Below are 25,524 nucleotides of genomic sequence, written 5' to 3' on the forward strand. Positions count from 1 at the left end.
TATATTGATAGAAAACAATAGTAAAATTAGTTATTTAATTTTTACATATTGATATGGTTTTATTGAATTTAAAATAGAATATTTAAATGTCTTTCATGCTGTTTAGTAATATTTCGATTGTTTTTTTACTTAAATTTATATTGTTTCTTTTATTTTCTTCAGAGAAACAATCAATATAGTAAATCATTTCAATCCATCTTTTGTCTAAAACGGTTAATATTTCATTTAATTGATCTAGCGATAATGAACTGCTACCAGTTTCATAGCGAGATACCTGTTGTTGGCTAATGTTAATTAATTCTGCCAACTGTTTTCCTGTCATGTTTTTTTCTTTGCGTGATTTTCGTAAATAATTTCCTACATGACTACTAATTATATTAGCTTTCATTTTTTCAGCCTCTAATATTAATAGATCTATTTATATGATATTCGTTAGCTCACTCACTCGCTTGCTTAATTGAGTGTTATAATAAATACATTAAAAAAAGAGTAAATGGCAGGATTTCTATTAAAGATTTACTTTTAATAGGTTTTTTCTATTAATTCTGTTTTTTTTAGCATTATCTAATTAAAAAGTATCTTCTCACCAGTTTAATTGGTTAAAAATACACTTAATAGTGTTGAAATTAGGGAGATCAATAAAAAAATACACCAAATAAGCGTAAAATTATTATAATTGTTAACAAATGTATATTTAATTAAGAAGCATAAAGAATCTACATTGAAAGTTACAATTTATTACAATTAAAGGGTGGGAAAAATTTAGAATAAAGGCAGGAAACCAGTTATATTGGTAAAATTATAATTTGTAATGTGTTTTTAGCCCTCTTATTTATTAATAACTCAACTAACTAGTTTAATGTGTATGATGTTAAAATTACACTTTGCTAACTAGATATATGATATGACATCAGTGTCTAGTAGGTTGATACTATAGTATCAACTTTTTAATATCATGACCCTATTGTGGCACATGGGGTTTAGACCTGAAATTTCGTCTTACAGGCCAATTTATTTTCTATAGTCTCATCAGGTATTTTACCAGTGAAAATAGAATCAGCGATAGGTTACTACGTTCTCTAGTGCCCCTTATTTTAATTTCAGCAATATCAATTATGATGTCTTTATCTGTGGATGTCGTGTGCTATAGAAATAATAATGGGAAAGCTTCCTCTTTGTAATTAGGTCACTAAATGAATATAGGTTTTGTAGTGCCTAATACTATACACGTTTGTTCTAAAAGCAATTCTTCACTTAGAGATTCGCTAATTATTACTTAATAAGTTAGATATACCGATTTACCTAACCGCTAATTAAGATTGCACTGCGGGCTTTTGAAAGCCACTTTTATTCAAAACTATACATATAAGAACTGTGATCTGTATAGGAATTTCTGTTGTAAAAACGTTGGTTGTTAGAAGTGCACGCACTATCTATATATGATGAGCAATCTAGATAAGCTTTGCAGAATAGCTTATCTAGATTATTTTGAACGATTCTTATTTTCTCCTTGTTAGGTGTGGAGATAGACCATTCTATAGGCTATAGGCAACTGCGATTAGCCAGTAATATTTATTGCTACTGTTTTTTCAATTCATGTTACTTCTATTTATTTCTAATCATTGGAAGGGTTGGGTATTTGACTTAATCTAAACAAAAATATTCGGGCATATTGAGGCTTTTTTTTGTCTAAAACTTTGCCAATTATCACTAATGTGGCAGCTAAATGCGCTAGATGCATAAATCACCTTGATCCCAGACACTGAACTCAGGTTTAATAAGGTTAGTCACTTGCGCAAAAATGTAAGCATTAAGGGATATTTTGCGCAATGGAATGGATTCAGCTTTGCGGCAGTTCAATTTATTAGCGATCTGCTGCCATGAACATAGCAAATATTGCGGTATGGGTAGAATTGGGTTACTTTCAATCGCTCTATTCGTGAAATGCTCAATTTGTTGTCGATGTGCTATGGCTCCTTAAAGTAGGGAACATATGGGATACATCGCTAAATTGATGTTTTCATGTTACAGCGAAATTAAAGTAGCACTATCCGTATTGCGTTGTAAAAATTGGTTTAAGTACGTTTTTATCCTACCTGGAGTATACTGATGACGACTCGTAAAACCCTTGCTAATGCTATCCGCTTTCTAAGTATGGATGCGGTTCAAAAAGCAAAATCAGGGCATCCTGGCGCGCCAATGGGCATGGCTGATATTGCTGAAGTACTGTGGCGTGACCATATGAATCATAACCCAGCTGACCCACACTGGGCAGATCGTGACCGTTTTGTACTGTCAAACGGCCATGGCTCAATGTTGATTTATAGCTTACTGCACCTCACTGGTTATGACTTATCTATTGAAGAGTTAAAAAATTTCCGCCAATTACACTCTAAAACACCGGGCCACCCAGAATATGGCTATACTCCAGGTGTTGAAACAACAACCGGTCCTTTAGGTCAAGGCATTGCAAATGCAGTGGGTTTTGCGATTGCAGAACGTACATTAGCAGCGCAATTTAACCGCCCTAACCATGACATTGTTGACCACCACACTTATGTGTTCATGGGTGATGGTTGTATGATGGAAGGTATCTCGCACGAAGCGTGTTCTTTAGCGGGTACACTGAAATTAAATAAACTGATCGCATTCTATGATGACAACGGTATCTCTATTGATGGTGAAGTTGAAGGTTGGTTTACTGACGATACCGCTGCACGTTTCGAATCTTACGGTTGGCATGTTATCCGTGATATCGACGGCCATGATGCATCACAGATCAACGCGGCAGTGAATGAAGCGAAAAGCCAAACTGATAAACCAACACTGATTATGTGTAAAACTATTATTGGTTTTGGTTCACCAAACAAAGCGGGTTCTGAGTCTGTTCACGGTGCGCCTTTAGGTGATGCTGAAATTGCAGCAACTCGTGAAGCTCTGGGGTGGAGCTACGGCCCATTCGAAATTCCTAAAGATATCTATGAAGCTTGGGATGCTCGTACTGCAGGTAAAGAAAAACAAAGCGCATGGGATAAAAAATTCGCCGCGTATGCAGCGCAATTCCCTGAACTAGCTGCGGAATTCACTCGTCGTATGAATGGTGAATTACCTGCTAACTTTGACGCGGATGCGAAACAATTTGTTGAAAATCTGCAACAAAACCCAGCAAATATCGCAAGCCGTAAAGCATCACAAAATGCATTAGAAGCATTTGGTAAAGTATTACCTGAATTTATGGGCGGTTCTGCGGACTTAGCGCCAAGTAACTTAACCATGTGGTCAGGCTCCAAAGCACTGAACGTTGACCCAGCGGGCAACTACATTCACTACGGTGTTCGTGAATTTGGTATGTCAGCTATCATGAACGGTATCGCGTTACATGGTGGTTTCATTCCTTACGGTGCGACATTCCTGATGTTCGTTGAATACGCACGTAATGCGGTTCGTATGGCAGCACTGATGAAAGTGCGTAGCATCTTTGTTTATACTCACGACTCTATTGGTCTGGGTGAAGATGGCCCAACTCACCAACCGGTTGAGCAACTGGCAAGTCTGCGTGTGACACCAAATGTCAGCACATGGCGCCCTTGTGACCAAGTTGAATCTGCTGTGGCGTGGAAATATGCTATCGAACGTAAAGATGGCCCAAGCGCATTAATCTTCTCTCGTCAAAATTTAGAGCAACAACCTCGTACTGCTGAGCAATTAGCCAATATTGAGAAAGGGGCTTACATTCTGAAAGATTGCGCAGGCACGCCTGAGTTAATCTTTATTGCGACAGGTTCTGAAGTGGAACTGGCCGTTAAAGCGGCTGAGCAATTAACATCAGAAGGCCGTAAGGTCCGTGTTGTTTCTATGCCATCAACCGATGCATTTGATAAACAAGATGCGGCATACCGCGAAGCTGTTTTACCTGCCAATGTGACAGCACGTGTTGCTATCGAAGCGGGTATTGCAGATTACTGGTTCAAGTACACTGGTTTAAACGGTGCCATCATCGGTATGCATACCTTTGGTGAATCTGCTCCAGCCGAAGTTCTGTTTAAAGAATTCGGTATTACAGTAGAGAAAGCGGTTGAAGCTGCAAAATCTTTACTGAAATAAAATAAGAAGGAATGAGTCCCGAATTTTGGTTCTCATTTCTAATTATCTTGCTGAACAACGCCTAGTGATAAGCTAGGCGTTGTTTTTTTGTGCACCAATATAGGATTTTCTATTGCGTTCTGTAAATATATCCCTTAATCTAACCTTAGATAAGCTGAACCGTTTCAGTTGTGTGTTGCTGAATGAAAATATTTTTTAAAAATGTCGGTTGAAGCACACTTTTGATGTTTGACAGCTAAAATGAGCAGTAGAGTTGGTGTGAGTCAGTTATCCTTAGCAACCGTGTGATTTTGCTCAGATACAAGGTGTAGAATGGCAATCAGGGTAGCAATAAACGGCTTTGGCCGCATTGGTCGAAGTGTTCTAAGAGCGTTGTATGAATCTGGCCGTCGGGCAGAGATTATCGTGGTGGCGGTTAACGAACTTGCTGAACCTGAAGGTATTGCGCATTTGCTGAAGTATGATTCCAGCCATGGGCGTTTTGCTTGGGATGTACGGCTTAACGGAACACTTTTACAAGTTGGTGATGATAATATTCGTTTATTTCATCAACGTGAGCTGCATGAGTTGCCTTGGAAAGAGCTGGGTATTGATGTCGTTTTAGATTGCAGTGGGGCTTATGGCTCACGGGATGATGGGTTACTGCATTTAGCGGCAGGGGCGAAAAAAGTGTTATTTTCTCACCCGGGTACTGACGACCTTGATGCCACTATCGTTTATGGTGTTAACCATGAAAGCCTAACCGCTCAAGACAAGATTGTTTCCAATGCTTCTTGTACCACCAATTGTATTATTCCAATTATTAAATTACTCGATGAGGCATTTTCGATTGAATCGGGGACAGTGACGACGATTCACGCGTCAATGAATGACCAACCCGTTATCGATGCCTATCATAAAGATTTACGCAGAACTCGCGCAGCGAGTCAGTCTATCATTCCTGTTGATACCAAGTTAGCCGCAGGAATTACACGAATTTTTCCGAAATTTAAAGACCACTTTGAAGCCATTTCTGTTCGTGTACCGACGACGAATGTGACAGCGATTGATTTGAGTGTTACCGTACATGACGATGTTTGTGTTGAAAAAGTCAACCAACTACTGCGAAGCGCTGCACAAGGGCATTTTCGTGGTATAGTGGACTACACAGAATTACCGCTAGTCTCGATGGATTTCAATCATGATCCACACAGTGCTATTATTGATGGTACACAAACGCGAGTTAGTGGTAAGCATTTAATTAAAACCCTGGTTTGGTGTGATAACGAATGGGGGTTTGCTAACCGGATGCTAGATACAACATTAGCAATGGCAGCGACAGGTTTAAACTAATTGGCGACTGACAGACAGCAGGGCATGATAACTTTATTGTTTTGCACAGTCGCTGATGGAAACTTTATAGAGAATCAACGAGAGGATTCACCATGTCTGTAATTAAGATGACCGATTTAGACTTAGCGGGTAAACGCGTATTCATCCGTTCTGACTTAAACGTTCCTGTAAAAGATGGCAAAGTTACTTCTGATGCGCGTATTCGTGCTTCATTACCAACAATTGAAGCTGCTCTGAAACAAGGCGCTAAAGTCATGGTCACTTCTCACCTTGGTCGCCCGACCGAAGGCGAGTACAACGAAGAGTTTTCACTGCAACCTGTTGTTGACTATCTGGCCGATAAAATGGATTACCCAGTCCGTTTAGTTAAAGACTACCTTAACGGTGTTGACATCGAAGCTGGCGAGTTAGTTGTGCTGGAAAACGTTCGCTTTAATAAAGGCGAGAAAAAAGACGACGAAACGCTGTCAAAACAATATGCGGCATTGTGTGATGTTTATGTGATGGATGCGTTTGGTACGGCTCACCGTGCACAAGCGTCAACACATGGTGTTGCTAAATTCTCTCCAGTGGCTTGTGCTGGCCCACTACTGAGTGGTGAGTTAGAAGCATTAGGTAAAGCATTAGATAACCCAGCTCGCCCAATGGTTGCGATTGTTGGTGGTTCTAAAGTGTCAACTAAACTGACTGTATTAGATTCTCTATCTAAAATTGCAGACCAGTTAATTGTTGGTGGCGGTATTGCGAATACCTTTATCGCAGCGGAAGGCAACAATGTTGGTCGCTCATTATATGAAGCAGACTTAATCCCTGAAGCGAAAAAATTACTGGCAAACTGCCAAATTCCAGTACCGACTGATGTTCGCGTTGCAACTGAGTTCTCCGAAACTGCACCTGCAACTCTGAAAGCAAGTACTGAAATTAAAGACGACGAACAAATTCTGGATTTAGGTGACGAATCTGCACAGCGTTTGGCTGAGATCCTGAAAAATGCCAAAACCATTCTTTGGAATGGCCCAGTAGGCGTGTTTGAGTTCCCTAACTTCCGTAAAGGTACTGAGATCGTTGCAAAAGCGATTGCTGATAGCGACGCATTCTCTATCGCTGGTGGTGGTGACACCCTAGCGGCTATCGATTTATTCGACATTGCTGACAAAATTTCATATATCTCTACTGGTGGCGGTGCTTTCCTTGAGTTCGTTGAAGGCAAAAAGCTCCCTGCCGTTGTGATGCTAGAAGAACGTGCTAAAGCGTAATTAATTGTTCATACACAACAGGCAGCGTAGGCTGCCTGTTTACCACAGGACCTTTTCACATGTCTAAAATTTTTGATTTTGTTAAACCGGGTGTTCTTACTGGTGATGATGTACAGAAAGTTTTCGCAGTTGCTAAAGAAAATAACTTTGCATTGCCAGCGGTGAACTGTGTTGGTACGGATTCAATTAACGCCGTACTTGAAGCGGCCGCTAAAGTTCGTGCTCCAGTTATTGTTCAGTTTTCTAATGGCGGTGCTGCATTTATCGCAGGTAAAGGCCTGAAAGCTGAAGGCCAACAAGCTGCAATTTTAGGTGCGATCTCTGGTGCTTATCATGTACACCAAATGGCTGAGCACTATGGTGTTCCTGTTATTCTGCATACTGACCACTGTGCGAAGAAATTACTGCCATGGATCGATGGCCTGTTAGATGCAGGTGAAAAACACTACGCAAAAACCGGTAAACCACTGTTCTCTTCTCACATGATTGACCTGTCAGAAGAAACACTGGAAGAAAACATCGAAATCTGTGCTAAATATTTAGCGCGTATGGCTAAAATCGATATGACTCTGGAAATCGAACTAGGCTGTACTGGTGGTGAAGAAGACGGTGTTGATAACACAGGTATGGACAGTTCTGAGCTGTATACTCAACCAGAAGATGTTGCATATGCATACGAAAAACTGAATGCAGTAAGCCCGCGTTTCACTATCGCGGCTTCTTTCGGTAACGTTCACGGTGTTTATAAACCAGGTAACGTTCAGTTAACGCCAAAAATCCTGCGTAATTCACAAGACTACGTTTCAGAAAAATATAACCTGCCACACAACAGCTTAGACTTCGTATTCCACGGTGGTTCTGGCTCAAGTGCTGCTGAAATCAAAGAAGCAGTTAGCTACGGTGTTATCAAAATGAACATCGATACTGATACTCAGTGGGCAACTTGGGATGGTATTTTACAGTACTACAAAAAGAACGAAGGCTATCTGCAAGGTCAGTTAGGTAACCCAGAAGGTGCGGATAAACCTAACAAAAAATACTATGACCCACGTGTGTGGCTGCGTAAAGCACAAGATTCAATGGTTGTTCGTTTAGAACAAGCATTCAAAGAACTGAACTGTGTTGATGTACTGTAATTAACGCGCATTAAGTTTTTTGTGATTAATCCCCTAGTAAGGTAACTTGCTGGGGGATTTTTTGATCATGTAGATACTGGTGCTTTACTTAATTGTGAAAGTAGTTTTAAAAACAGCGCTTCACTTTGTGTTAGCGGTTTACTCGCCTCGGTGATTGCACATATGCGGTTATGAAAGACAGGGGAGTCGCTCATTTCTATGAGTGAATGGCGGAAATTAATATGTGAGGCATAGTTTTCCGGTAAAATACCCACATAGTGGCCTGAAGCGATAAAGGTAGCTACAGCCTCAAGGCCAGCTGCTTCAGGGCCTCGGCTAAATTCACCCGATGCTAAAATACTTTCAGTGAATGGGTGTGGCCGATAAACTAATGCTAGATTATGTTTGTTGTTGGCGGTATTGGCAGAAACATAAAGTTTATGGTTTTCTATAAATAAGAATTGATAATTATAACGGTTATTTTCGTGATATTGCCCGCGAATACCGATTTGAATTGTTCTGTCACTAAGCGCTTTATTTAATTGATTATGGTTGAGGATGCTTAGCTCTAATTTAACATTAGGCGCCTCTTGGGTAAATTGAGCAATAGTGGCTGATAGATGACAGAGTGGATCCGTTAATATATGTTCTATAACACCAATAACTAATGTTCCAGATAAAATCCCATGGCGTTCATCGACTTCAGTTTTGATATTATCTAATGCTTTCAAAGCAGTATTGGCTTTTTCGATAACAAATAAACCTGACTCAGTTAGCTTAAAACCAGAAGGGCCTCTTTCACACAATTGGACACCGAGTTTTTCTTCAATTTCACGGATATGGCGGCTTATTGATGCTTTTGACATATTTAGTTTTTTTTCTGCAATGGTAAAGCCACCAGCTTCTGCAACGGAAGTAAAAACACGTAATGATTTTAAGTCTTTTTCAGTTAATTTTTTATTATGCATATTTATACCTATTACGTGAAATCAATCACTAAATGCTAATCTATCTTATTTTTTATTGGGATACAAATAGCATAATTAATACTATTTTATTTTAATTATTAAAATTGTTTTTATTTATATAAAAGGTTTCATTTTATGAAACCATAGGATCAAAAATATCACTTTTATTCCTAGCGGATACGTATATCTTAAAGTTGTAGTTGTTAATAGATTATTACCAAAGTGGCGCCACAAAATAATAATTAATCCAAATATATATAAATACAAAAGGATTCTAATTTATGGTCACAGATGAATTGTTAACAATAAAATTAGATATGATTACATTTACAGCATTAGGGGCCTTATTATTAATTACTAGTAATGTAATCATAAAGAAATTTCCATTTTTTATGAAATATTCAATTCCTAGCCCGGTGATCGGCGGGTTTATGTTTTCTATTGTAATGTGGTTAGCTTATCAATTTAATATTGTTGAGCTTAATTTTGATAACACATTATATGACTTATCGATGTATATATTTTTCGTCACAATAGGTTTAATGACAGGTGTTAAATTATTAGTGAGTGGTGGAAAAATATTGCTAATTTATATGGTGATTTGCTGGGGGCTGGCATTTATGCAAAATGGCGTCAGCATTGGTTTATCATATGTTTTAGATATTGAGCCACTAGTTGCTATGATGGCAGGCCAAGCCTCGATGCAAGGTGGTCATGGTATGGCGGCATCTTTAGCACCGCTGATTGAGTCCTTTGGTCACGACCAAGCCCTGAATGTTGGGTTAGCGGCTTCGACTTTTGGTTTGATTGCAGGGTCAATTCTAGGAGGGCCTGTTGGGAACTGGTTGATCCAAAGAAATAAATTAAAAATTGAAACTGACCATGTTGATTTGGAAAATTTAGCGGAAAGTAACGATACCGAAGATAAAATTACGGCTCAACAATGTATTATTACAGGAGCAGTTATTTTAAGCATACTCGCTATTGGAATGCCGACAGCAAAATGGATAAGTACAATAACAGGGTTTACTATTCCTGGACATATTTTTAGTTTGTTTGTTGGTGTTATATTTCATTCAATCAATGAAAGAAAACCAATAATTAAAATATCTCGCAATACAGTAGTATTAATTTCTACTTTATCACTAGAAATGTTTTTAGTGATGGCTATGATGAAATTAAAACTTTGGGAACTATATGAGTTAGCATTACCACTAACGATTATATTAATATCTCAGGTCATTACAACAATATTAGTTGCCATATTTGTTGTTTATCGCGCATTAGGTAAAAACTATGATGCTGCTGTTATGTCCGCTGGTTTTATTGGACATGGTTTAGGTGCAACACCAAATGGCTTAGTGGTTATGGACGCTATTTGTAATAAATATGGTTTATTCTCACGAAAGGCATTCATTATTATACCAATCGCCGGAACAGTATTAACGGATATTGTTGGTGTCCCTCTATTTGTATTCCTAGCTAACACATTTGGTGGCTAAGAAATAAAAAAACAACAAAAGAAAGAAAACTAAATCTAAGAAGGAATAGTTTGTATGAAAAAATTAACGACACCCCCACATGTTGGCCATAAAACATTTTTATATTCAGAATTAGTGACTGAATTGACCAACATTGAAGCGGATATTGCCATACTAGGGATGCCATTTAGTTCAGCTTATAGTGCTCATGCATTTACCAACGACCAATCTCGTGCTCCACAATATTTACGTGATATGAGTGACCGAATTGTTAGGCATCCAGATCATTATGATTTTGATATTGATGGGCCACTACTCCAAGGCCGTAAAGATATTAAATTTGTTGACTGTGGTGATGTTATTCCTGATTTATCAAAGCCTTTGGGGGAGCACCATCAGCGTGCAGCTGAGGCAATTCGACAGTTATTAAGAGCTAAAGCACTTCCCATTGTTTTAGGGGGCGATCATGGGATCACAACGCCTATTTTGCAGGGATTTGATGAAGTAGGGCCGATTACACTTGTGCATATTGATGCACATTTAGATTGGCGTGAAGAGGTTAATGGGGTGGATACCGGCCTTTCAAGCCCGATCCGCCGCGCTTCTGAAATGAAGCATATAGGTGAAATTTTCCAAATTGGTTTACGTGCACAAGGTAGCGGACGCCCTGCGGATTACCAAGCGGCTAAAGACTATGGTGCGCATGTTATTCCGGCCTATGAACTGCATGAGGTTGGCATGCAAGCCATTTTAGACCGCATTCCAGATAATTCGAACTACTATATTAGTATTGATGCCGATGGTATTGACCCGAGTATCATGCCTGGAGTTGATGGCCCAGCTCCTGGTGGGGTGACTTATTTGCAAGCTCGTAGCCTAATTCACGGTTTAGTGAAAAAAGGTCGCGTTGTTGGTATGGATATCGTTGAAATTACACCCGCAAAAGATATTCCCTCTAAGCTAACTGGGGTGACTGCTGGGCGTTTTGTTGTGAATTTAATTGGAGCATCCATTCGCGCAGGGTATTTTAATAAGAAATAACGCAGCCAATTAATGTTGTGCTAACAATAAAGTGGGAGATACATTTCCACTTTATTGTTAATTTGCAGGTGTCCCTTGATGAAACCTTAATTGCCATTGGTTTGCTGAATTTTTTAGCCAAATAGATGAGCGGTTAGTTAGCTTGGTTTTACCCCCATCTTGTTGTTCAAAACTGATATAAGTCATTAACACCGTATTATCACTCAATTGCGAGCAGTGGAAGTTTTCGGCGTAAATCGTTTTAGCTGTTTCATTAGCCAATGACGCTAAGGTATCGAGTTTATCGATTGAAAAGCCAGAACGACCAAATTCAAAAAAATCCTCATGTAATATCTCGCGAAGAAAATTGCTATTCTGTCGGTTAGTACTGTTATGTAATTTTTTTTCTAATTCAATCAGTTTATTTATCACTCGCGTTCCCCCAATTGTTGTGCCAGTTTCTCGGCGAGTTGCGTAATGATATCCGAGGTATTAGCATGGAAATGCATGGCAATTTCCATTTCTTGAGCAGCTGGGAAACCTTCTTCTTCTGTTAAAATTCGATGTTGAGGAAGTTTTGCTCGTAAAGGTAATAAACTAACACCTAACCCATCTGCGATAGCACTTTGAATACCTGCAAGGCTAGAACAAGTATAAGTTATGTGCCAAGGACGCTGTTCACTATCTAATAATTTGAACATATCATTACGGTAGAGACCGTTTTCAGGAAAAACCACCAAAGGTACTGAATCATTACTTAAACGTTTATATTGGCTGCTTGTTAGCCAACACAAAGGCTCCGGCCAATGGTAATCACTTTTAAATTCCCCTTTTTTCTGTTTCACAATAATTAAATCTAATTCGCCATGTTGGTAGCGCTGATGAAGTTGTCGGCTTAGGCCACTCGTGACTTCTAACCGCACATTGGGGTTAGCTTGCATAAATGCGGCCAGTGTCGGCGTGACTTGGCCAGAAGCGAGGTCTTCAGGAAAACCGAGCCGAATAGTTTGAATGACGGCATTGCCAGTGATTTTCATAAAGAAGGTATCATTGAGCGCCAATATATTTTTTGCATAACTCAACAAAACTTCACCAGTTTCGGTTAAGGTTAGTATGCGGTGCCCTCGGACAAATAAAGGCTGACTGACTAAAGCTTCTAGCCGTTGAATTTGTTGGCTTAATGTTGATTGTGTTGAATTTAAATGCTGTGAAGCCACGGTGAAATTCCCTGTTTCAGCAACAGTGACAAAGGTTTTTAACAAAACAAGGTTGAGCAATGGATTCATTTTATAAATACCAATCATTTAGTTATTTAATTTTTAAATAGCATACTTTTTCAGTAGATTAAAGGGTCATAGGGGAGATTAATCATGAAAACATTCTTTTTACGTGCAAAATGGTTGGTTCACTTAGCTAGCATTCTTATGATTTCATTGATATTTATGGGGAAAGGTATGGCAAACCCACAAGCCAACTCTTTGGTATCATTGGCTGAGCAAGGTAACTTACAAGGTGTTAAGTCCTTAGTTGAGCAAGGTGTGGATATTGAACAGCGTGATTCACGCCAACGTACTGCGTTGATGGCGGCAACCCATGAAAACCATCTTGAAGTTGCCCGTTTTTTGATTGAGCAAGGTGCGGACGTTAATGCACGGGATAATATGCAAGATTCCCCTTATTTGTACGCAGGGGCGCGTGGTTTGCAAGAGATACTAATATTGACTCTACAACATGGCGCTGATTTAAAAAGTACCAATCGCTACGGGGGAACTGCTTTGATCCCTGCGGCAGAACGTGGACATGTTGCAACGGTTAAAACCTTGATTGATGCGGGTGTTGATGTCAATCATGTTAATCGATTGGGTTGGACGGCACTAATTGAAGCGATTATTTTGGGTGATGGTAGCGATAAGTATGCACAAATTGTCACTGAATTAATCAAAGGTGGCGCAGATGTTAACTTAGCTGATGGTTCGGGGATATCACCGCTGACGTTGGCAAAAAGTAAAGGTTACCGTAACTTGATTGAAATTCTTGAGAATTCAGGAGCGAAATAATGTCGGATACGCAATTTTTACAACAAGCTATCAACTTAGCAATGGAAAACGTGCGAGCTGGCGGGCGGCCTTTTGGCGCAATTGTTGTCTGTGATGGGCAGGTTGTTGCGAGTGGCGTTAATCAAATGCTTGAGCTCAATGACCCAACCGCCCATGCGGAGCTAATGGCATTGCGTCAAGCAGGGCAAAAATTAAGCCGCGTGAAATTAGATGACTGTGTGGTTTATGCAAGTGGGCAGCCTTGCCCGATGTGCTTGGCCGCGATGCGAATGGCGGGTATCTCTCGGGTCGTCTACGCCTATTCAAATGATGACGCCGCACCTTTTGGGCTTTCTACAGATGCGATTGCAAAAGCGCTGAGGGTCGTTCCTGAGCAGCAATCAGGTTTACGGTTTGAGCAACTAAAACCCAATGATGAAACGCGCAGTACACTGTACCAACAGTGGTGGGAACGGCAATCTAAATGAGTAAAGCGGCACCATCTTCGCTGGCGTTAGTACTGACCATTGTTTTAGTCGGGGTGAACTTACGCCCCTTTATGACGGGCCCAGGGCCTGTTATCGACAATATCATTCAAACGACAGGGATGAGTTATCAAAGCATTTCGCTTTTAACATTGTTACCCATGTTATTGATGGGGGTTGGCGCATTGGTTGTACCAATGCTAAACCAACGAATAGGTGAACGTGCGGGTATCAGTAGCGCAATGCTATTACTGCTGGTCGGTTCACTCGCTCGTTACTTTGTGGTTGATGGTGCAGCTTTATTATTAACCGCTTTTTTATGTGGAGTGGGTGCGGCTTATATCCAGTCGGTATTTCCTGGGCTCATCAAAGCGAATTTCCCCCAAAAAATGGCGATGATGACAGGATTATATTCAGCCACGTTAATGGCAGGGGGAGCTATTGGCGCACAGATCACGCCTTTGGTTGAAGAAATGACAGGCCATTGGCAGAGTGCCTTAGCATGGCTTGCTTTCCCTGCTTTGTTGGCGCTGTTGGCTATTTGGGCGAATGTACACACGGAGCGGGGCTCAAAAGCAGAGCAGGTCTCAGTGTTGACGTTCTTACGAAGACCGAGAGCATGGTTGTTGATGGCAGGTTTTGGGCTGATTAATGCGGGTTATGGCACTGTAGTGACTTGGCTAGCGCCTTTTTTCCAAGAACAGGGAATGAGTGCTGCACAAAGTGGCACTTTTGTTGCCATATTAACGGTGTTTCAGGCGTTATCTGCACTCATGATCCCCGTGTTTGCTTCGCATAATATTGATCGTCGTTTTTGGCTGATTGTCACGCTCAGTTGCCAAGCTCTTGGTTTTTCTGGGTTGATGCTGTTTGCCAGCGATGTGCCACTTTTATGGGTCGCGTTATTAGGTATGGGGCTAGGCGGCTGCTTTGCATTAAGTATTATTACAGCTTTAGATCATTTGCCTCATCCCGTTAGCGCAGGCGCATTGACTTCGTTGATGCAGGCTGGAGGATTTATTATTGCAGCCTTTGGGCCATTATGCGCCGCGTGGATACAGCAATTGAGCCAAAGTTTTACATGGGTATGGGCAATGCATGTGATTTTTGTATTAGTAACATTGATTCTTTATTTGCGTTTGAACCCTAAAAGCTACAGTCAAATCTTCAATTTAAAATAATTAATTTTCTCTTTATTTATTGCGAATGATAATCATTGTTATCTTGGTGTTTTTTTGTCACTATCACTGTTTATTTATTCGTCTAGGTAAGAGCCCTATGCAGCAGCGTATCGAAGATAAATTCACACAAGCGCATTCAGCCCGTGAAGAACACTCTGTTGGTGAGTTTATTCTGGCGGTTTTATATTGGGGGCATTAATTGCCTTTATAGCGTTGCTAGTGACATTTTCACATTACCGTTATGTGAAAAGATTAGAAGCAGAGCAAGTTTAATATAAATAGAGTCGGTGCTATTTTTTACGTTTCTTATTTTGTTTTTTTACTTCTTTATTCACTTTCTTTTCAATGGAATTGAAGTAGATATCTAAATAATGTCGGTTGCTTAAAAATGAAATTAAGCAACTGGCAACAATCACCACCCAAACAAGTTGCAACTTAATTGAGTTTTCAATACTGAAAAGTAGTAATAGTGGGATCATGACCATCATGCTTATGAAAATGGAGCACAATAACGCGCCAGCAATATAGAGCGAGTACTTTTTTAACCCGAATATATTGAGGGTGGTAAGCACGACAAAAGTTAACAGTAGCGTACCAAATGTTGCAAACATAATGATAAGCCCTGCCTCTTGCTCAATAAGCCAATCCGTGAAACCAAACCAAGAAAAAGGGATACTTATCATTGTAAGCGCTCCTGTTTACTAAATAGTAGGGGGATATCTTTAAAACGAAATAACCTGGCAAAAATAACATTGGGGAAAACATGAATATCCGTATTGTAGAGTGTGACGGTTTGGTTGAAAAACTCACGTCGGTCTGCAATTTGGTCTTCAATATGTTTTACTTGGGTTTGCAATTCCAGTAACACCCCTTTACTTATCAGCGTTGGATAGTTTTCAGCGATAGCAATCAGCGGCTTTATTTTTGCTGGAAATTGGTTTGCAGTATCGACTTTGGTTTCAATTGCAGTACTGGATAAATAGTGCTGACGGCTGGCAATCAACTCCTTAAATAGCTGTTTTTCATGTGCCATCGCTTTATCTGCAACTTGAGTTAATACAGGAACTAATTCAACTTGCTTCTTTAATAGCACATCTATATTCGCAAATGCTTTATGGCAATTGTTTTTTAAGAATACAATATTGTTATAAATATTAATTATATAGCGTATAAAAATATAGCTAATAACAGCGATAATAATGAAAAAAATCAGCTTTTCCATGTTAGTTATCACCGAATAATGAGATCTGGTCGAAATGCATATTTAGCTGCCCGTTTTGATAATCCATCGGCGTAACTAAAATCACACCAATCAGAAAAAGTGCAATTATGGCGGTAATAGCTAAATTTCGACGTAATGGACCTGTTTTGTTCCAACGAACGACATAGTCTGAGGGGGAGACGCCTAATAGCATATGAGGTGCCTTACGTATAATAATCGATTCGCCTTTTTCATTGGCATCTGCTGTACCAATTAATAAATAACCGCGGTTTGCTTCAAGTAAATATTCTTTGTAACGGCGATTACCGCTTTCAATATCCATATGCGGTTCTAAGCCAGGGTAAACAAAATAATCTGGGTCGCACTCTACTTTTACCGAACCAGTATCATCCGTAAGAGTGAAGCTATGCATGTTGTATTTACTATTTTGTAAGGTATAGCTTTTTTTACCGTCTTTATCTTTTGATATGGAATATTCAAAATAAAATGAGCCGTAACAGGTTTTATTACCTAGTTGGCTTTTAATGGCTGTGCCCGCCGTGATTTTTCCTTCAATTTCCACAAGCCCCATTGCCATTGAGCGGATTTTGGAGGTGGCTAAATTTTTCTGAAATTTTAAAAAGCGCTTGGTTGGCGTATTTTCAATTGCTTTAAATACAAAAGCTAAGACAAATGCGATAAAAAATACACGCATGTCGATAAAGAACCCTGCAAATAGGCAAGTGGCGATCAGCATACCTATAAGGGTTTTAAGAAACGCACTAAACTTTGATGAGCCTTCATTTTGTAAACGTTGATAACGTTGATAGCCAACTTTACTAGCCTTGACAACATTACGGGTAATAAAAAAGGTGATGATGAGAACAACGACGTAATAAATGATACTGCCATAGTCGCCGATAGAAGGAGAGAGCGAGTACCACATACCACAAGCAACACTGATAAAAGGAATGATCCCCCAGTTTACTTTTTTATTTATCGAGAACTTGTTATCAATAAATAAAATTAAAGCACCAATAGCTGCTCCGAGTAAAAAATACATATTCACGCATTAATACCTTTAGGCTGACATTATTTAAACTGGACGCCCTGATATTTTTTTTCATCTTCAGAAATATCAAGTAATGGCAGTGCTGAAAAACGAAAGGCATTGGCAATTAGGCTGTCAGGGAACATTTGTATTGCAGTATTATACTCTGTTGTTGCATCGTTAAAGCCTTCACGTCGTTGGGCTAATTTATTTTCAACATCACTTAAGGCGATTTGTAATTGGGTAAATTGCTCACCAGAAATGAGAGTAGGGTAATTTTCTGCAATGGCAATAAGGTTACCCAGTGCACGGTTCATTTCATTCGATGCTGCGATTTTATCGTTCATGTTTTTGGCATTAAAGTAGTTCTGACGCGCATCACTTAGTGAAGTAAAAAGGCTTTCCTCATGTTCCATAGCCTTTTCTGTAATGGTAACGAGTTGTGGGATCTGATCGGCTCTTTGCTTTAAAATAACATCAATATTGGCAAATTGATTGCTGACTTGATTACGGGTGTTGATCAGGCGGTTATAGATAGAGATCCCCCAACCTATAGCCAATAAGAGTAAAACAAATACAACGATAAGTGTGATGGTCATATTGATGCCTTTTAACCCGTGATAAGTAATTTGGGTTAAAAGTATAAGAGCCTTACCACTTATGCAATCAGAAAAGAATGAAAGTAAGGTGAGAATAAAGAAAATCTGATCTTTTTGAGTGACAAGATCAGATTTTACTTTTGAATAGTGCTTAAAGATTTGTATTTACAAGAGAAAGGTTCTTATAGCTATTTTGTTCAAGAAAATAATCTAGGTCACACTGCAATACATTAGCAAATATACAGAGCCGATGAATCGTAAAATTCTGTGTACCGCGTTCATAACGGGAGATTTGCTGTTGGCTTAATCCCGACTTTTTCCCTAAAGTGTGTGCTGTCCATCCCATCTGTAAACGGCGTTTACGAACTTGTAGTCCTATATAGGCATTTGAAATTTCAGTTTGATATATTCTCATAATATTATCCTGATTAATATCACACTACTTAAGTGTAAATAAGGTTTAGTTATGTGTTCTTATATTGATACGTTGTTTTTTCGAAAGTAATTGAATCTGATAGTCTAATTGCTATGTTTTCATTTCGATAATTACCCTGAGTATAAAAAGATTTCTCTCCATTAAACAGAAATAACCCAATAATAAATACGCCTAATCCAATAATAAATACAATAAAGCTGAATAGATAAGATAGTTGCTTGTTAATATAAAATAGGGATTGTTCCTCTAATGCAAAAGCGGCATCTGAGAATGATAAAAATAATATGACGATCCCCCAGTGTAATACAGAAAGCAAAAAAGGATATTCAACATGATTATGTATAATAATAGGGATTATTGATAGAATGATTGCCAATGGATAACCATTTCCATTAATTTTATATTTTATAAAAGATTGAAATACGACATAGATACCTCCGGTTAATAATAAAGATAAAAATATCAAATTAATGAGTCCTCCAGTCATCAGCCAGAGTAGTATTTCATTGTGTGGGTGAGGAACAATATACATTTTAGGACTAAAAAAAGGAATTGCTGTTCTTTCATAACTATTTTCAAATAAAAATGATTGCTCCCATGCATCATACGGTTTTTCTAAGAATAAAGTAATAGAAAAACGTAGCATTTGTTTTAAATGGAATTGATTCATAACATCAGTTCCAATGTACTGTGGGCATAGTTTTATTAAATAAACTCCAATAAAGATTGCTACAGCAATAATAAAATAACTAGCACTAACACGTAGAGGGTTTTTCTTGTAAAAAAGACAAATGAAAATAAATGCACAAACAGTAAAGCTTAGCCAAGCAATAACAGATTGCAGAACGACTAAAGTTAATGTGAAAAATAAAATGCATGTTCCTAGTAATACAATCCTGATTTTTTCATGGCGTTTAGATAACAACGAAAATTGTGATAATACAAGAGTCATAAGAGATAATAAGCATGCAGTCGCCATGTTAACCGATAATATATTAACTTGCTGTGATAAGCCATTTGAACGCATGCCTGATGCAAGATAAAAAATATCAGCTTCAAATATATATTGATATGCAGTAATAAAGACTTGAGCTACATTAATAATGATATAACAGTAAATACAAAATGATTGTATTAACCATTTTTTTTTCACTTGTAACCCTGCAATATATAGTAATACGCCAACGGTAATACCAGAAAAATACCAAAAATCAACATTATTATTTTCTCCCTGATGAGATATTAACCCCATCATTAAAATAGCTAAAGAAAAACAGTAGCAAATAGCAGGTAATGTAATGATTATTTTAATTTTCCGATAGAAAACTGTAAATGCTATAATGGATATCGTCAAGGAAATAGATAACCAGCTAATAATGTTTTGTGGTAATGATTGTCTCAAGCTTCCTAGACTGTCAATATAAATAAGACTAGCAAGGTGCCAAACAATAAAGATACCAATAAATAGTGAGCGGGATATTATGATCATAGTACGCTTACCGCTATATTAAATAAATGTTGCTATTAACCAAGCATTGCCTTTGTAGTCTCCAGGTTCGGCGTCATAGCCTGAAACTTTACTTTCAATCGTAATGTTTTTTACTTTATCTATTGTTGTTTCGAGCGTTTTTCCACTTTGATTATTTTGTTCATCATAAAGTATAAGCTCAGAATAAATAGTATTATTTCCTGATTTTAAGGGAAGTCGTTTTTGTGGATCACTATCCGTGGCATAATCTAATGCTAATTTTACTTTAACTGGCTGTACTCTATCGCATGTATAAGTAACAGTACGCGTTTCTTTACTATTAAATTCATAAGCATCCAATGTTTTGTGATCAATGTTTAAATTATCAATATTAGAATGGCAATTTGACGGATAATTGATAACCGATGTAGTGAGATCTAATTTAACGGTGGCTTTATCAATAGGTACATAAATATCTGGTGTCCCATAGTCTTGGAATAATCGTGTGTAACCTGCAATCATTGCATTTGGAATAACAATTTTTCCATCAACAGGGATATCTTTGACATAAACTCTAACGGTAAAAGGAAAATGAACAGTAAAAAATGATGTTGCTAATGGCCCCATTTCTTCATTCGAGCATCCTCTCCCTGAAATATTCCGCCAGCCATTGGTTATTCCATTCTCAGAATAAAGTGTAAAAAATGTATTATTGTTTATTTTAAATGCGGTCAGCCCTCCAATAGTAAAGCCTGCTTCTGGCATATAGGCAAAAACACGGTGGTAGGCATAAGCCGGAACAAGGCCTGCTGAATAATTACCTTGTAAGAAATTCACAGTACAATATACAGACCCATAAGGCTGAGATGTGTTTTCATTAATAACAATACCGGAGCTATTTGCTGGGGCTATTAAAAAATATTTATTGTTATCACTTCCAATTGCTGGTGTATCAGAAACAACAGAATTGTTAGATACTAAACTCATTTTATAGCCACCACCACTTCCTGAATAGCGAGTCGCACTATAGGAATTTAAGTTAACTAATAGTAGTAACAAAAATAATGGTGAATACTTTTTTATATTTTTCATAAAGACTTCCCAATATTACAGATAATCAACCATCACTGATAAAGCGGCACTAAATGGCCCAGCAGTGAGATTTTCAATAGCTTGATTAGTGACTAATTGTGATTGGATAACAACTTTCCCTGTATCACCACTTACGGATGGAGCAATCCTTTCCCATTTATTAAGGTTGAGCGCATTACTTTTATTTTCTTCTGAGAAACGAATACCCAATCCATTAATAGAGGTTGCAAGTACGGTTTCATTATTTATTGTCAAAGTGTTCCCTTCTCTAGGAGATAGGTAAACTTGTAAATTTTTTCGAAGTTCACATTGTTTAATGAGAATACCAAAGGACTGTTTTTCTTCAGTTAGTCTGTCTAGCGCTACCTCACGGAAATTAATGACTAATTCTTTTTCACCATTTTCTGCTGTAAGTACACATGGCGGTCGAACCAATTTTGCAGAAAGAGAAATTAGTACATCCGCTTGAGTGCCTAAGGAAACTAATAAACTAATTAAAGGGAATGAAAAACAAATAAATTTCATTTCAATTCTCCTTATTGATAATCAAGATTAAAAGTAACAGTTGAGGAGAACCCCCCTGTTTTTAAAAGAGAACTAAAGGGCTTCTGAGCATAAACACCGAATAAAAGTGTATTAACGGACCCTTTACCTGATTCAGTTACTGTACTGACATCAATTGTTGTATTCAGTTCTAGTTCCTTACCACGACTATCAGTCAGTGCTAATAACACATTAGATTCACCAGTGGTTTTTAAATAATTAATACCATTATGTGTTTCAATATTTTGGGTATTTAACGTTATTTTGATCGTTTTATTCAAAGCCATCGCTGAACAGTCCATGATATCCAATTTAAATGGTTGCATATCTGAACGTCCTAATGTTTCGATTGAAGAAAAACGTAGCCCAGAAAGATATATTTTTTTCTGTGTATCATCATCACTTAGCCGGCAACCAAGCGGTACTAACACTCCTTCTAAGTAAACTGTTAGTGTATTGGCAAAGCTGGTATTCCATGTTAGGAATAAAAAACTAAATAATAATATTGAGCATCTAATCATAATTTATCTCCACACGTTGCATCTTATTACTAGCAGGAATAGAGAATAAAATGGTGTTATTGCGTAGTGGTTGAGTTAGCACATATTGGTTACTGCCTAATTTCAGTCTTAACGGTACCCAAGCTTGCTTTTGTATTGGTTTGCTACAATGAGAAAAATGCATTTCCACACTATAGGTTGCTGCAATTAAAGTACTTTCATTTAATTTTAATGAGATATTAGGTAGACAAGGAGCAGTAACAATACGCGCATTAACATATATCGTGCCTGTTGTCACAGGTACAGCAGACTCAGCAAAAATAGGTATAGTAAAAGCCCATAGTGCTAGGTAATTCAATTTCATTGTTCTGCTCCTATCTATTTTTTACTCATTATTCCGTCACACTGCACGTTGAAGCTTGGCATTTGAAAGCAAGTGAGGGCTTTCCACCATAATCATTGATATATGTCAGGTAAGGTGTTGAAAATTTGGATGATTTAATCAGTTGATTAGATTTTGGCGGTATCATGACTGCGTCAAAATCACTTTCTTCAGATTGTTTTTGGCTGTTCCCTATACCAATTACAGTTAAATAAAATGGTGTTGGGTTATCTAACGTATAACCCGATGATGTTGCTGTTAATGTTATGTATTTCGTCCAATCGGTTTTGCTTTGTGCAACAATGCTTTCAGGGCGATAAAATAGTTTTACACGGCTCTGTAATGCAATTTGCAACACACCCGCTTCTGATGACTTAGGCGGGATTTCACGCAGGTTGTAATAAAACAGGGATTCCCTGTCTTGCGGTAACTTTGCAATGTCGGGTGCGGTGCTTAGGCGAACTAGGCTAGTGGATTTGGGTTCCATGCGCTGAATCGGCGGAGTGGCAATAATAGGGCCTGTTTCCAGTTTTTGTTCTAACGCATTTTCTAACCACGACTGGGCCAAATAAGGCAATTCCGGGTTATCATTACGGATCGTAATATTAATAGACGACTGGTTTCCATCGAAAATTATACGAGTACGATCAAGTGTAACCGCGGCATTCGCAGCTGAAATTACACTTATAGTCAGCGTGAATACGCTAGTAAGTAACAAAAAAGGGGAATTCAATTTCATCTTAGTTCTCTTATTAACGACAAATAATAGTTGGGTAAATTTCTTGAGGATTAATCACGTCAGGCACATCGGCACTACACTGGTGTTTATTTCCCCAGTAGAGATTGAGTAAGTCTTTAGGCTGGATACCAATAATCCACGTAATACCTTGTTCGCCAACAATTCCGAGTTCAATATTGTTGCTATTACGTACGCTGGCGCCAAAAGGCGGATAAGTGTCATCAGCTAGTTTTAAGCGAGCAAACGTTTTTTCACCTTGAATTACGTTGAGGCGACGATATCCGATTGCCCCACGAGTCAGAGTCGTATCAGTGACGGTCTCTAATGCTTCAACATCTTTTGGTAATTTACTGGTATTAATTGATGCGCTGGTTTTCCGATAACTACTCACGTTTGGCAATACAGCGAGTCCAAAGTGATTAGTTTGATAAACGCCACCACTCAGAGGAACGTTAGCTGCACCAGGTGTTTCTATAACGAGTCGAGTACCACCATAAGCGGCTTGGTGCATGGCAATACCTTCTTTAATTAAGGTAATTCCACCATTAATTGATCCCCCAACGCTGTGATACTCGTTCGGGACATAACTCGCATTTCCTGAAATTGAGGCATAAGGAAGATTTTGGTTTAAATAACCACTAAAGCTGGTTTGGTCATTCTGATGACTTCCTGTTTGATAACCGACATTTAAGTTATAATTGCGCTGCTCACTATATCCGCTATAACCGATATTATGTGTTGAACTGCGTTGGCCATTTTGGTTTCGGGTATAACCTTCAGAAAAGCTGACGCTGCTTCCTTGACTTAAAGGAATAGTGAAATACAAGCTGATCGCATCATCTTGATATCCCGCTCTTTTTGAACGAGAAGCAGAAGCTGTCAGGTTAATATTTTTGAGCCCAATAGCCGCCCAATTTAAAAGAGTACTTAGGTATAAGCTGTATTGTTCTTCTGTTTCACTATTCCAATACGTATTGTATTGATAGTTTCCACCCAATGAGAAATCATCAAAATATTTATTAATATTAATTTGATAGCTTTCTTTTTGAGCTTGGCTTTCATTACCTGTACGTCGTTCATCCAACGTTTGTTGCAAAGAGCGATAGGTTTCATCAGAGAAACGATACCCTGCGAATGTAATGTCAGTTCTGGCTTCATCAAATGATTTTGAATAACTAAGTCGATAACTTCGGCCAGTTAACGTTTTATCAAGTAATTGAGCATGTGACTGAGTCGCATCGAACGAAAGGCTACCGAATGAAAACAGGTCACGACCAAAGCCTGCTGAAAATGCCTGATAATTTTTTGATAAAACGGAGCCCCCATAGATAGACCAAAGGTTATTTAACCCGTAAGAGAGTTCTCCCGAAGCAGTTAAATCACCTTCGAGCTGGCGGCCATTAAAACGTGGTTTACCCGCTGCAAATTTATAGCGGATTTGCCCTGGTCTCGTTAAGTAGGGTAATGCTGCTGTGGTAATGCTAAATTGTTGTTCTTCACCATTTTCTTCTCGCACAGTCACATCTAATGTTCCACGAATAGAGCTATCTAGTGTCTGGATACGAAAGGGACCAGCAGGTACGGTTGTTTCTAAAACTATACGGTTATGGCTTTTGACAATAACAGTGGCATTAGTTTGAGCAATACCAATAATCTCTGGTGCATAACCTGTTAATTTAGGGGGCATCATATTTTCATCGGTTTCAAGAGATACCCCGGTGTACTGCCAAGAATCAAAAATAGCAGAGTAAAAGTAGTTCTCACCTAACGTTAAAATAGACGCAATGGATTTTATTGAGCGGTATGCAAATAATCGGCTAAATGTGGCATCACTATATTGGTTTTCGAAGCTTCCTGTCGATTTTCGATAGTTTGCTTGGTAATCACCGCGTAAACGCCATGCACCAAAATTAAGCCCTGTTGTTCCGTTAGCAGAAAGGTACGATTCTCGTGAACCTGAATTTTGATGCGTTAAAGAACCTGTTAGGTTGTAATCTAATAAAAATCCATTTACACCTTCCTCCCAACGTGAAGGAGGAACCCAACTTGGATCTGTATATTCTAAATAGCTTTGTGGGATTAAAATGGATAGCGTTAATGTCGATAAATCTACACTTAATGAAGCACCTTCAAGCGGAGATAAATCAAGGCATTTACCCTCATCACGATATTTAATTAATTTAATTGCGTCCGGAGTAAGCCCTAAACGATCAAGAATATTAACGGGAACACAAACGGTATCGAATAAATTATTGTTTTGGGATTGTGGCGCTATCACAGTGATATCTTGCGCACTACCCATGCCCTCATTATTGACTTTGAGATTTAAATGATAAATACCAGGCATAATAAATCCAGCCTGAGAAAATTGGCTAAAGTCAATATTTTGAGTGTCTTCTGTATCTAACATATCGGTATTGAATTCGACAGCATAGGCTAACGAAGAGATTGAAGATAAAAAAGAAGTCACAATGATGTAAGAGTAAATATTAAATTTAACCATGATTTTTTCATCAAATTAATTATGAGTTTATT

Annotated in this window: 25 protein-coding genes; 9 read left to right on the top strand and 16 right to left on the bottom strand. The window is 38.4% G+C overall.

The annotated features are described in order from the left end of the window. Positions 1-82 precede the first annotated feature (82 nt). Positions 83-388 carry a helix-turn-helix domain-containing protein gene (locus tag FVA72_RS04020; RefSeq protein ID WP_004905391.1) on the bottom strand — a complete coding sequence of 102 codons (306 nt, stop codon included), beginning with the start codon at positions 386-388 and terminating at the stop codon, positions 83-85. A 1,721-nt stretch (positions 389-2,109) separates the two neighbouring features. Between FVA72_RS04020 and tkt the strand changes: the two genes are divergently transcribed. The 4 genes from tkt to fbaA all read left to right on the top strand — a co-directional run bounded on the left by tkt (position 2,110) and on the right by fbaA (position 7,828). Next, positions 2,110-4,104, top strand: a complete 1,995-nt coding sequence (gene tkt, locus FVA72_RS04025; protein WP_004905389.1) for a transketolase — start codon at positions 2,110-2,112, stop codon at positions 4,102-4,104. Between the two features lie 312 nt (positions 4,105-4,416). After that, the gene (gene epd, locus FVA72_RS04030) at positions 4,417-5,436 is read left to right on the top strand and encodes an erythrose-4-phosphate dehydrogenase (RefSeq protein WP_004905387.1); all 1,020 of its coding nucleotides are present in this window, start codon (positions 4,417-4,419) and stop codon (positions 5,434-5,436) included. Between the two features lie 92 nt (positions 5,437-5,528). Further along, entirely contained in the window at positions 5,529-6,692 is a 1,164-nt protein-coding gene (gene pgk, locus FVA72_RS04035) for a phosphoglycerate kinase (protein ID WP_004905385.1), read from the top strand. Positions 6,693-6,751: 59 nt separating this feature from the next. Continuing rightward, entirely contained in the window at positions 6,752-7,828 is a 1,077-nt protein-coding gene (fbaA, locus tag FVA72_RS04040; protein WP_094962157.1) for a class II fructose-bisphosphate aldolase, read from the top strand. 65 nt (positions 7,829-7,893) lie between these two features. Here the strand turns inward: fbaA and FVA72_RS04045 are convergent, their stop codons facing one another. Beyond that, the gene (locus tag FVA72_RS04045; protein ID WP_110592383.1) at positions 7,894-8,775 is read right to left on the bottom strand and encodes a LysR family transcriptional regulator; all 882 of its coding nucleotides are present in this window, start codon (positions 8,773-8,775) and stop codon (positions 7,894-7,896) included. A gap of 317 nt (positions 8,776-9,092) precedes the next feature. Between FVA72_RS04045 and FVA72_RS04050 the strand changes: the two genes are divergently transcribed. Both FVA72_RS04050 and FVA72_RS04055 read left to right on the top strand, forming a co-directional pair. Beyond that, positions 9,093-10,277, top strand: coding sequence for a sodium/glutamate symporter (locus FVA72_RS04050; protein WP_232062791.1), 1,185 nt, complete (start codon positions 9,093-9,095; stop codon positions 10,275-10,277). Positions 10,278-10,331: 54 nt separating this feature from the next. Further along, a complete protein-coding gene (locus tag FVA72_RS04055; RefSeq protein WP_004905379.1) occupies positions 10,332-11,297 on the top strand; it encodes an agmatinase in 966 nt (321 codons plus the stop codon). Positions 11,298-11,354: 57 nt separating this feature from the next. On the opposite strand, the gene FVA72_RS04060 is transcribed toward FVA72_RS04055, so the two are convergent. Both FVA72_RS04060 and FVA72_RS04065 read right to left on the bottom strand, forming a co-directional pair. Then, a complete protein-coding gene (locus FVA72_RS04060) occupies positions 11,355-11,708 on the bottom strand; it encodes a DUF4440 domain-containing protein (protein WP_110592381.1) in 354 nt (117 codons plus the stop codon). Next, a complete protein-coding gene (locus FVA72_RS04065; RefSeq protein WP_165119651.1) occupies positions 11,705-12,562 on the bottom strand; it encodes a LysR substrate-binding domain-containing protein in 858 nt (285 codons plus the stop codon). Before FVA72_RS04065 ends, FVA72_RS04060 begins: the two co-directional genes overlap by 4 nt. Positions 12,563-12,646: 84 nt before the next feature. Here FVA72_RS04065 and FVA72_RS04070 point away from each other — a divergent pair, with 84 nt between their 5' ends. The 3 genes from FVA72_RS04070 to FVA72_RS04080 are packed head-to-tail and all read left to right on the top strand — an operon-like array spanning position 12,647 to position 14,978. Continuing rightward, on the top strand, positions 12,647-13,333 hold the full coding sequence (locus FVA72_RS04070; protein ID WP_004905375.1) for an ankyrin repeat domain-containing protein: 687 nt from the start codon (positions 12,647-12,649) through the stop codon (positions 13,331-13,333). Then, positions 13,333-13,800, top strand: coding sequence for a nucleoside deaminase (locus tag FVA72_RS04075; RefSeq protein WP_110592379.1), 468 nt, complete (start codon positions 13,333-13,335; stop codon positions 13,798-13,800). The genes FVA72_RS04070 and FVA72_RS04075 overlap by 1 nt, the downstream gene beginning before the upstream one ends. Next, positions 13,797-14,978 carry a cyanate transporter gene (locus FVA72_RS04080; RefSeq protein ID WP_096864804.1) on the top strand — a complete coding sequence of 394 codons (1,182 nt, stop codon included), beginning with the start codon at positions 13,797-13,799 and terminating at the stop codon, positions 14,976-14,978. The genes FVA72_RS04075 and FVA72_RS04080 overlap by 4 nt, the downstream gene beginning before the upstream one ends. Before the next feature lie 290 nt (positions 14,979-15,268). Here the strand turns inward: FVA72_RS04080 and FVA72_RS04085 are convergent, their stop codons facing one another. From FVA72_RS04085 to FVA72_RS04140, 12 genes are all read right to left on the bottom strand, one after another. After that, positions 15,269-15,661: a hypothetical protein gene (locus FVA72_RS04085; RefSeq protein ID WP_004905366.1), complete on the bottom strand. Its 393-nt coding sequence runs from the start codon at positions 15,659-15,661 to the stop codon at positions 15,269-15,271. Continuing rightward, positions 15,658-16,200: a LemA family protein gene (locus FVA72_RS04090; protein ID WP_153673735.1), complete on the bottom strand. Its 543-nt coding sequence runs from the start codon at positions 16,198-16,200 to the stop codon at positions 15,658-15,660. Before FVA72_RS04090 ends, FVA72_RS04085 begins: the two co-directional genes overlap by 4 nt. A gap of 1 nt (position 16,201) precedes the next feature. Beyond that, complete coding sequence (locus tag FVA72_RS04095) at positions 16,202-17,242, bottom strand: hypothetical protein (RefSeq protein WP_153673766.1); 1,041 nt, start codon at positions 17,240-17,242, stop codon at positions 16,202-16,204. Between the two features lie 29 nt (positions 17,243-17,271). Beyond that, complete coding sequence (locus tag FVA72_RS04100; RefSeq protein ID WP_094962168.1) at positions 17,272-17,829, bottom strand: LemA family protein; 558 nt, start codon at positions 17,827-17,829, stop codon at positions 17,272-17,274. Between the two features lie 151 nt (positions 17,830-17,980). After that, positions 17,981-18,244 (bottom strand): helix-turn-helix domain-containing protein, encoded by a 264-nt coding sequence (locus FVA72_RS04105; protein ID WP_004905357.1) that lies wholly within the window; start codon positions 18,242-18,244, stop codon positions 17,981-17,983. Positions 18,245-18,293: 49 nt separating this feature from the next. Further along, positions 18,294-19,754, bottom strand: coding sequence for an O-antigen ligase family protein (locus FVA72_RS04110; protein ID WP_175427111.1), 1,461 nt, complete (start codon positions 19,752-19,754; stop codon positions 18,294-18,296). Between the two features lie 18 nt (positions 19,755-19,772). After that, positions 19,773-20,825: an adhesin gene (locus FVA72_RS04115; RefSeq protein WP_110592376.1), complete on the bottom strand. Its 1,053-nt coding sequence runs from the start codon at positions 20,823-20,825 to the stop codon at positions 19,773-19,775. A gap of 15 nt (positions 20,826-20,840) precedes the next feature. Continuing rightward, positions 20,841-21,350, bottom strand: coding sequence for a fimbrial protein (locus tag FVA72_RS04120; RefSeq protein ID WP_110592375.1), 510 nt, complete (start codon positions 21,348-21,350; stop codon positions 20,841-20,843). 11 nt (positions 21,351-21,361) lie between these two features. Further along, positions 21,362-21,889: a fimbrial protein gene (locus FVA72_RS04125; RefSeq protein ID WP_096864809.1), complete on the bottom strand. Its 528-nt coding sequence runs from the start codon at positions 21,887-21,889 to the stop codon at positions 21,362-21,364. After that, positions 21,882-22,232: a hypothetical protein gene (locus FVA72_RS04130; RefSeq protein WP_004905343.1), complete on the bottom strand. Its 351-nt coding sequence runs from the start codon at positions 22,230-22,232 to the stop codon at positions 21,882-21,884. Before FVA72_RS04130 ends, FVA72_RS04125 begins: the two co-directional genes overlap by 8 nt. Before the next feature lie 28 nt (positions 22,233-22,260). After that, positions 22,261-22,989, bottom strand: a complete 729-nt coding sequence (locus tag FVA72_RS04135) for a fimbria/pilus periplasmic chaperone (protein WP_096864810.1) — start codon at positions 22,987-22,989, stop codon at positions 22,261-22,263. Between the two features lie 13 nt (positions 22,990-23,002). Further along, positions 23,003-25,492, bottom strand: coding sequence for a fimbria/pilus outer membrane usher protein (locus tag FVA72_RS04140; protein ID WP_004905341.1), 2,490 nt, complete (start codon positions 25,490-25,492; stop codon positions 23,003-23,005). Positions 25,493-25,524 lie beyond the last annotated feature (32 nt).

It is taken from the genome of Providencia sp. PROV061 (assembly GCF_011045655.1).
Lineage (GTDB): Bacteria > Pseudomonadota > Gammaproteobacteria > Enterobacterales > Enterobacteriaceae > Providencia > Providencia hangzhouensis.